The 8,931-nt window shown below is 36.7% G+C and carries 8 protein-coding genes and 1 pseudogene; 8 read left to right on the top strand and 1 reads right to left on the bottom strand.

Features of this window, described 5'->3' with window-relative positions:
* The 4 genes from purE to Q0L65_RS04435 all read left to right on the top strand — a co-directional run.
* Window positions 1-476 (top strand): 5-(carboxyamino)imidazole ribonucleotide mutase (purE, locus tag Q0L65_RS04450; protein ID WP_296683932.1); only part of this gene is annotated, 476 nt, incomplete at its 5' end.
* Between the two features lie 25 nt (window positions 477-501).
* Window positions 502-729: a hypothetical protein gene (locus Q0L65_RS04445; RefSeq protein ID WP_296683929.1), complete on the top strand. Its 228-nt coding sequence runs from the start codon at window positions 502-504 to the stop codon at window positions 727-729.
* Window positions 729-1,016: a type II toxin-antitoxin system RelE/ParE family toxin gene (locus tag Q0L65_RS04440; protein ID WP_296683927.1), complete on the top strand. Its 288-nt coding sequence runs from the start codon at window positions 729-731 to the stop codon at window positions 1,014-1,016. The genes Q0L65_RS04445 and Q0L65_RS04440 overlap by 1 nt, the downstream gene beginning before the upstream one ends.
* A 41-nt stretch (window positions 1,017-1,057) precedes the next feature.
* The gene (locus Q0L65_RS04435; protein ID WP_296683925.1) at window positions 1,058-3,085 is read left to right on the top strand and encodes a M3 family metallopeptidase; all 2,028 of its coding nucleotides are present in this window, start codon (window positions 1,058-1,060) and stop codon (window positions 3,083-3,085) included.
* Between the two features lie 53 nt (window positions 3,086-3,138).
* On the opposite strand, the gene Q0L65_RS04430 is transcribed toward Q0L65_RS04435, so the two are convergent.
* Window positions 3,139-3,813 carry a hypothetical protein gene (locus Q0L65_RS04430; RefSeq protein WP_296683922.1) on the bottom strand — a complete coding sequence of 225 codons (675 nt, stop codon included), beginning with the start codon at window positions 3,811-3,813 and terminating at the stop codon, window positions 3,139-3,141.
* Window positions 3,814-4,060: 247 nt separating this feature from the next.
* Between Q0L65_RS04430 and gcvP the strand changes: the two genes are divergently transcribed.
* From gcvP to Q0L65_RS04410, 4 genes and pseudogenes are all read left to right on the top strand, one after another.
* The gene (gene gcvP, locus Q0L65_RS04425; protein ID WP_296683920.1) at window positions 4,061-6,904 is read left to right on the top strand and encodes an aminomethyl-transferring glycine dehydrogenase; all 2,844 of its coding nucleotides are present in this window, start codon (window positions 4,061-4,063) and stop codon (window positions 6,902-6,904) included.
* Window positions 6,905-7,068: 164 nt separating this feature from the next.
* A complete protein-coding gene (locus Q0L65_RS04420) occupies window positions 7,069-7,446 on the top strand; it encodes a group III truncated hemoglobin (protein ID WP_296683918.1) in 378 nt (125 codons plus the stop codon).
* A 122-nt stretch (window positions 7,447-7,568) separates the two neighbouring features.
* Window positions 7,569-8,627 carry a ketoacyl-ACP synthase III gene (locus Q0L65_RS04415; protein WP_296683916.1) on the top strand — a complete coding sequence of 353 codons (1,059 nt, stop codon included), beginning with the start codon at window positions 7,569-7,571 and terminating at the stop codon, window positions 8,625-8,627.
* 155 nt (window positions 8,628-8,782) lie between these two features.
* Window positions 8,783-8,931 (top strand): annotated as a pseudogene (locus Q0L65_RS04410) (methyltransferase); the annotation flags it as partial.

Raw genomic sequence — 8,931 nt, 5'->3', positions numbered from 1 at the left:
TAGCCATCATCATGGGAAGCATTTCGGATATGCCGGTAATGCAAGACGCCATCGACATTTTAAAAGAATTTGGAATCGAAACCGAAGTAGATATTGTTTCGGCACACAGAACTCCTGAAAAATTATTTGATTTTAGCACAAAGGCACACGAAAGAGGAATTTCAGTAATTATTGCGGGTGCAGGTGGTGCTGCACATTTACCTGGAATGGTGGCTTCTATGAGTCCCCTCCCTGTAATTGGAGTCCCTGTAAAATCAAGTAATTCAATTGACGGTTGGGATTCGATTTTATCAATTTTGCAAATGCCGGGCGGAGTTCCTGTAGCTACAGTGGCATTGAACGGAGCTAAAAACGCAGGAATCTTGGCAGCTCAAATCATCGGAAGTGCGGATACCACTATTTTAAACCGAATAATTGCCTACAAACAAAACCTAAAAGAAGTAGTTATCAAAGCATCAGAAGGATTGAAAAAATAATTATCTTTGATAAAAAACAATTCCTATGAACATTCATACCTCTAAAATAGAGCTTGCAAAAATTGTTTTGGATATTGAAAATCCGATGTTGATTGAAGAAATTATTCATTTAATCCAATCCAAATCGAATCTAACAGAAAAACAAAAAGCAGCCATTGACGAAGCCCTTTATTCATTAGAAAATAATGAAGGAATCTCTCATAACCTCGTTATGGAGGAAACCAAAAATAAATATTCAAAATATTTTAAATAATGATTGTCATTTGGTCACCACAAGCAAAAACAGACTATTGGCAAAATATTGACTATTTGGAATTAGAGTGGACGTTTCAAGACGTTTTAAACTTTATTGAAAAAGCAGAAAGCACCATTCAATTAATTTCAAACAACAACACCTTTTTTGTTTCTACAAATTATAAAAACGTTCACAAAGTGGTAATTACAAAACAGATTACACTTTATTATAGAGTTACAACAACTAAAATAGAACTTTTACGTTTTTGGAATACCTATCAAGATTTAGAAAATTTTAAACTATAAAACTTTGCGCTCCCGTAGTTTCGGGATGCCACTTTAGAGCAATGAACATCTTAACCTCAACATACACTACCAAATACAATGCAGCGCCTTTCTCTCAAATTCAAATGAGCGATTACCAACCTGCTTTTGAAACCACTATTGCAGCAGCGCGCGCAGAAATTGATGCGATTACTCATAATCCAGCGAAGCCTACTTTTGAAAATACCATCGAAGCTTTGGATTTTTCAGGGCAAACTTTAGATCGTTTATCCTCTATTTTCTTCAATTTGAATTCGGCAGAAACCTGTGACGAAATGCAGAAAATTGCACAAGAAGTTTCTCCATTACTAACTGCTTTTAGCAATGATGTTTCGTTAAACGAAGGTTTGTTCCAAAGAGTTAAGACCATATACGATCAAAAAGAGGATTTGACGCTAACCCCAGAACAAGCCACTTTATTAGATAAGAAATACAAAAGTTTTGCCCGCAATGGAGCCTTACTTAGCGAAGATAAAAAAATACGCTTACGCGAAATTGACACCGAATTAGCCAAATTAAAACTGACTTTTGGCGAAAATGTATTGGCAGAAACCAATAACTACCAACTACACATCACCAACGAAGCCGACTTAAAAGGATTGCCCGAAGGTGCCATTGAAATGGCTCGTGCTTTAGCCGAATACAAAGAGAAAGAAGGTTGGATTTTCACCTTAGACTTTCCGAGTTACCTGCCTTTTGTAACCTATGCTGATAACCGTGAATTGCGCAAGGAAATCACCATTGCCGCAGGGAAAAAAGCATTTCAAAACAATGAATTCGACAACCAAGCAATTACGTTACAAATTGCCAAACTACGTTACGAACGTGCTAATTTATTAGGCTATGAAACCCACGCACATTTTGTTTTAGAAGAGCGCATGGCACAAAACCCTAATCAAGTAAAAACGTTTTTAAATGATTTGTTAGCCAAAGCGAAACCGGCAGCCGAAAAAGAGTTGGCACAATTAACGGCTTTCGCCAAAGAATTAGATAGCATCGACCAATTAGAAAAATGGGACGGACCCTATTATTCTGAAAAATTGAAACAAAAATTATTCAATTTAGATGACGAACTTTTGAAGCCATATTTCAAATTAGAAAATGTATTAAATGGCGCTTTCACTGTTGCTAATAAATTATTTGGGTTGACATTCAAAGAAATCGACACTATTGACAAATACCACGCCGATGTACAGACTTTTGAAGTCGTAGATGAGAAAAACGAATTAGTAGCGTTATTCTATGCTGATTTTTTTCCAAGAAAAGGCAAACGAAATGGGGCTTGGATGACCTCGTTCAAACCACAATACATTCAAAATGGCGTAAACGAAAGACCACATATCTCCAATGTGTGCAATTTTACACCGCCTACTCCAACCAAACCTTCTCTATTAACCTTCAACGAAGTAACTACCTTGTTTCATGAATTTGGACACGGTTTACACGGCATGTTGGCTAACACCACCTATCCGAGTCTATCAGGGACTTCGGTATATTGGGATTTTGTAGAATTGCCTTCGCAAATGATGGAAAACTGGTGTTACGAACCGGAAGCTTTGGCTTTGTTTGCCAAACATTATGAAACAGGCGAAATCATTCCGCAAGAATATGTAGAAAAAATAAAGGAAAGTGCTAGTTTCTTAGAAGGAATGGCCACCTTACGCCAATTGAGTTTTGGAATATTAGACATGGCGTTTCACAGCAATAATCCAACGGGAATTTCTGATATCAAAGCGTTTGAAAAAACGGCTTTTGAAGGCACAAGCCTCTACCCTGATGTAGCCGAAAATTGTATGAGTGTTTCCTTCTCTCATATTTTTCAAGGAGGGTATTCTTCGGGATATTACAGTTACAAATGGGCTGAAGTTTTGGATGCCGATGCTTTTGCTTATTTCCAAGAAAAAGGTATTTTCAACAAGGAGGTCGCTACAAAATTTAAAGAAAACATCCTCTCAAAAGGGGGTACAGAACACCCAATGATTCTATACAAACGTTTTAGAGGGCAAGAACCAAAACCAGAAGCCTTATTGAAACGCGCGGGATTGATTTAGACAATTAGAAATTTTAGACATATAAAAACCGAAGTTACTCGCTTCGGTTTTTTTTATAGGAATACCATCAAAATTAACCACCACAGGATTGGTAAACTTTCGACCCAAAACGAAGTATAATACCAACTCCTTTTCTCGGAAGAAAAATAAATAGCAATTACCGAAGATAAAGCATAGATAAAGTAGGGATAAAGCATGGATAGTGTATGAAAAGAGGCAATACAAAACAAACCTACTAACGCATAACCTATTTGTTTTGTCCTCGCTATTCCAAACAAATGAGGCAAGGTTTTCATAGCAACAGCATCGGTGGTGCTATCCAAAATTTCGAAAGGAATCATTACACTAGACAACAATAGAAACCGTTGTGCAAAAAACCAAGCAACATCTACACTAGACGTTAAGGGAATAACCACCGTAATATAGCTCACCACTCCACTCACAAAAAATGGTTTTAACCAGCCCAGTTTACGAATAAAAGGATACAATACAACCAATCCTAAAGCGATTGTCAAATCCAACTGTATTGCAACATCTTGCTGAAAGAAAAGCAATATAGCCCCTATTGCAGCACTTAAAGTAACGCTTAGTATCCCAATGAGATGGATTCGTAAAGGCTTATTAAACAAATACCATTCAGAATATTTCAAAAAATTATAGCCTACCACTGTTCCAAACAAAACCAGAAAAGAATAACTACTCCATTGAGGTACGCTTAGCTGAACCAAACAGAACACAGCTATCCCAACATGAATAGAGGACTGGATGTAGAAATTTAAAATTTTCCTAAGACTAAGCATGCCACAAAACTAACAAATCTGTTAATAAGACTGGATTTTGGTTAACAAATTCTCAAAATATTACCATTTGTTGAACTTAAAAATACAAGTTTAATAATTACTTTTGTGCTCGAACTCTAAAAAAGAGACTAACACCGAATTCAAACACAACTATATTTACTTTTATTCTATTTAAATGAGAACAGACGCATTTGCTTTACGCCATTTAGGTCCAAGAGAAAGTGACCTTCAACACCTATTTACAACTATCGGAGTTGATTCACTTGACCAATTAATTGCTGAAACTATTCCAAATGACATTCGACTAAAAAAAGACTTAGAGTTAGACGCTCCAATGACAGAATACGAATACTTAAGCCATATTCAAGAATTGGGAAGCAAAAACAAAGTATTTAAATCACACATCGGTTTAGGGTATCACCCTGCGGCAATTCCTGCCGTAATTCAAAGAAATATTTTTGAAAATCCGGGTTGGTACACGGCGTACACACCCTACCAAGCAGAGATTGCACAAGGTCGTTTAGAAGCGATTTTAAACTACCAAACTACTATCATTGAACTAACAGGAATGGAGATTGCAAATGCTTCATTACTTGATGAAGGTACTGCTGCAGCTGAAGCAATGGCTTTATTATTTGACGTGCGTTCTCGTGACCAAAAGAAAAATAACGTAAATAAGTTCTTCGTTTCAGAAGAAATTTTACCACAAACTTTATCTGTTTTACAAACGCGTGCTACTCCAAAAGGAATAGAATTAGTGATTGGTAATCACGAAACATTTGATTTCTCAACTGATTTCTTTGGTGCAATGTTACAATATCCGGGAAAATATGGTCAAGTCAATGACTATGCTAGTTTTATTGCTAATGCACACGCTAACGAAATAAAAGTAGCCGTAGCAGCGGATCTTTTAGCATTGGCCAAATTAACTCCTCCAGGAGAAATGGGAGCTGATGTGGTGGTGGGAACTTCACAACGTTTTGGTATTCCAATGGGATACGGAGGACCTCACGCAGCTTATTTTGCTACTAAAGAAGAACACAAACGCTCCATGCCAGGAAGAATCATTGGTGTAACCATTGATGCCAATGGAAATCGTGCCTTGAGAATGGCTTTAGGAACTCGTGAGCAACATATCAAACGTGAAAAAGCAACTTCAAACATTTGTACAGCTCAAGTTTTATTGGCTGTTATGGCTGGAATGTACGCTGTTTACCACGGACCAAAAGGACTACAATATATTGCCAATAAAATTCATGCTTCGGCAGTGACTTTGGCGGAAGCCCTAAATCAATTAGGCGTTTACCAAACCAACACTGCGTTCTTCGATACCCTTTTGGTTAAAGCAGATGCTGCGAAAGTGAAAGCTGTAGCAGAGAAAAATGAAGTAAACTTCTTCTATGTAGACAACGAAACGATTTCGATTGCATTGAACGAAACTACTTCATTAGCAGATTTAAACCAAATAGTAAGCATTTTTGCGGAAGCTTTAGGAAAGTCAAAGATGCAAATTGATCAATTTGCAAATGAAACAATGGTTCCCAAAAACTTAGAAAGAACTTCTACTTTCTTGCAACACGAAGTATTCAATAACCATCATTCTGAAAGTCAGTTGATGCGTTATATCAAAAAATTAGAGCGTAAAGATTTATCATTGAACCATTCTATGATTTCTTTAGGTTCTTGTACGATGAAATTGAATGCCGCAGCCGAAATGTTGCCTTTGTCAATGGCCAATTGGAACAGCATTCACCCGTTTGCTCCTGTTGAACAAGCAGAAGGGTACCAAATCATGCTTAAAAAACTAGAACAACAATTGAATGTGGTTACTGGTTTTGCCGGAACTACTTTGCAACCAAATTCAGGTGCGCAAGGGGAATATGCAGGTTTAATGACCATCAGAGCTTATCATTTGTCAAGAGGAGATCACCACAGAAATGTGTGTTTGATTCCTTCATCGGCACACGGAACCAATCCAGCATCGGCAGCGATGGCAGGAATGGAAATTATCGTAACCAAAACGACTCCAGAAGGAAATATTGATGTTGAAGATTTACGCGCCAGAGCCATGGAGTACAAAGACCGTTTGTCTTGTTTAATGGTAACCTACCCTTCTACACATGGTGTTTTTGAAAGTTCGATTATCGAAATCACAAATCTAATCCACGAAAATGGCGGATTAGTCTATATGGATGGTGCCAATATGAATGCGCAAGTAGGCTTAACCAATCCAGCTACGATTGGTGCTGACGTTTGTCACTTGAACTTACACAAAACGTTTGCTATTCCTCACGGAGGTGGTGGACCTGGTGTTGGACCAATTTGTGTCAACGAGAAATTAGTTCCGTTTTTACCAACCAATCCAATTATTCCAACAGGAGGAAATCAAGCTATTTCAGCTATTTCAGCAGCACCTTACGGATCGGCTTTAGTGTGTTTAATTTCGTATGGCTACATTTCGATGTTAGGTTCAGAAGGATTAACCAATGCTACAAAATATGCTATTTTGAATGCCAATTATATGAAAGCGCGTTTAGAGGCACATTACCCTGTTTTATATTCAGGTGAAATGGGAAGAGCAGCTCACGAAATGATTTTAGATTGTCGTGCTTTCAAACAACAAGGTATTGAAGTAACTGATATTGCAAAACGTTTGATGGATTATGGTTTCCACGCACCAACGGTTTCTTTTCCAGTAGCAGGAACTTTGATGATTGAGCCAACTGAATCGGAAGATGTTGCTGAATTGGATCGTTTTTGCGATGCCATGATTGCTATCAGAAAAGAAATTGCAGTAGCTACAGCAGATAATCATAATACGGTTTTACATAACGCACCACATACACAAGCGATGCTTACTGCTGATGTTTGGAACTTCCCATACACCAGAGAGCAAGCCGCTTTCCCATTGGATTACTTATCAGAAAATAAATTTTGGCCAAGCGTGCGTCGTGTGGATGATGCCTACGGAGATCGAAATTTAGTATGTTCTTGTGCGCCAATTGAAGCGTACATGTAAATTGATATACGAAGTACGAGCTTAGATACAAAGAGGAAGGTTTCAAGTGTCATTCTGAATTGAGTTCAGAATCCTTGAAACCTTTTTCATACTCAGAAATTAGGATTTTAATCTGTTGATTACAATTGAAATCGCGTAACTTTATACTTTAATTTTTTTCCAAAATGAAAGACATTCAAACACCAGAAGAAATATATACCATAGTAGACGAATTTTATAAAAAATTATTAGCTGACGAAAAAATCAGCTACATTTTCACCGATGTCGTTAAAATAAAACTAGAAGAGCATCTACCGATTTTGGTTACTTTTTGGTCGCAAGCTATTTTGGGAACAGGTGGCTATGTGAATAATTTGACTCAAATCCATTTAGATGTCAATGCCAAATCCTATTTATCCAAAGAGTTATTTGAAATTTGGCTCGCTCACTTTGAAGCAGCTATCGACGAAAACTTTGAAGGATTCAATTGCGAACGAATGAAGAACCAAGCCCATAATCTATCTACCATTATGCAAATAAAAATTGCGCAACAAGAAAAATAACTACTATATTATCATTTTTAAAAGGTTTTTATTAAAAAATTGATAATAAACAGGCTTAGTTTACTTTTTATCGTAATTATTCCGAATAAAAACGATAAATTCGTACTATAATATAGTACTTTATGAACATCAAAATAAGCGGAATAGGAAGTTATATTCCTGAAAAAAGCGTAAGCAATACTGATTTTTCTAAACATGTTTTTTTAAACGAAGACGGAAGTCCATTTGGATATCCAAACGAAGTAGTTGTCAATAAATTCAAAAGCATCACTGGAATTGAAAATAGACGCTATGCTAACGACCAATACACCTCATCAGACTTAGGTTATTTTGCCGCAAAACGCGCCATTGAAAATGCCAATATAGATCCTGAAACTATCGATTATATTATTTTTGCACACAACTTTGGCGACGTAAAACACGGCACTATTCAATCGGATATGTTGCCAAGTTTAGCCACTAGAGTGAAACACAAATTGCAAATTCAGAATCCAAAATGCGTAGCCTACGACCTTCTTTTTGGTTGTCCGGGTTGGATTGAAGGTGTTTTGCAAGCCAATGCTTTCATCAAGTCAGGTATGGCAAAACGCTGTTTAGTCATTGGAGGAGAAACTTTATCGAGAGTGGTAGATGATCACGACCGAGATTCTATGATATATTCTGACGGAGCTGGCGCTTCTATCTTAGAAGCCTCAGATGATGAAAGCGGAATGTTATCTTACGAAAGTGCCACTTTTGCCAATGACGAAGCCAGTTATTTATTCTTCGGAAAATCCTATAATCCTAATTTAGATCCCGACACTAAATACATTAAAATGTATGGTCGAAAAATCTACGAATTTGCATTAAGTAATGTTCCATCTGCGATGAAAAGTTGCTTGGACAAAAGCGGTTTAGGCATTGACGATGTGAAAAAAATATTAATTCATCAAGCAAATGAAAAAATGGACGAAGCCATTGTGCATCGCTTCTACAAACTATACGGAAAAACACCGCCAAAAGACGTGATGCCAATGAGCATTCACGATTTAGGAAATAGCAGTGTGGCTACCGTTCCTACACTTTTTGATCAAGTACTTCAAGGTAAAATTGAAAATCAAGAAATTAGCAAAGGAGATATTTTAATCTTTGCTTCGGTTGGGGCAGGAATGAATATCAATGCATTTGTGTACCGATATTAATCACAATTATCATTATATAAAATTCGCAGTTTAAGCTATAAGCTGCGAATTTCTTATTGATATCATTCTCTTTAAAAGTTTAAAATTCAAAACTTTATTTATCTTTGTTGCTTTAACAAAATTAGACGGAATTTTAACCGTTACTCATCAAAAATATGTACGAAAAAACGTTTCCAAATAAGAGATTCAAACACACTTTAGAGTTTTTACAAAAACACATTGCTACTTCAGAAACTATTTTTGATTTAGGTGTTCCCAATCCTTTTTCAAAAATTATGATTGAAAATGGATATACCGTAAAAAA

The organism is Flavobacterium sp. (genome assembly GCF_024642105.1).
In the GTDB taxonomy this organism is placed as follows: Bacteria; Bacteroidota; Bacteroidia; order Flavobacteriales; family Flavobacteriaceae; genus Flavobacterium.
The sequence above is the reverse complement of the archived record's forward strand: the minus strand, read 5'-3'. Positions and strand labels throughout refer to the sequence as shown.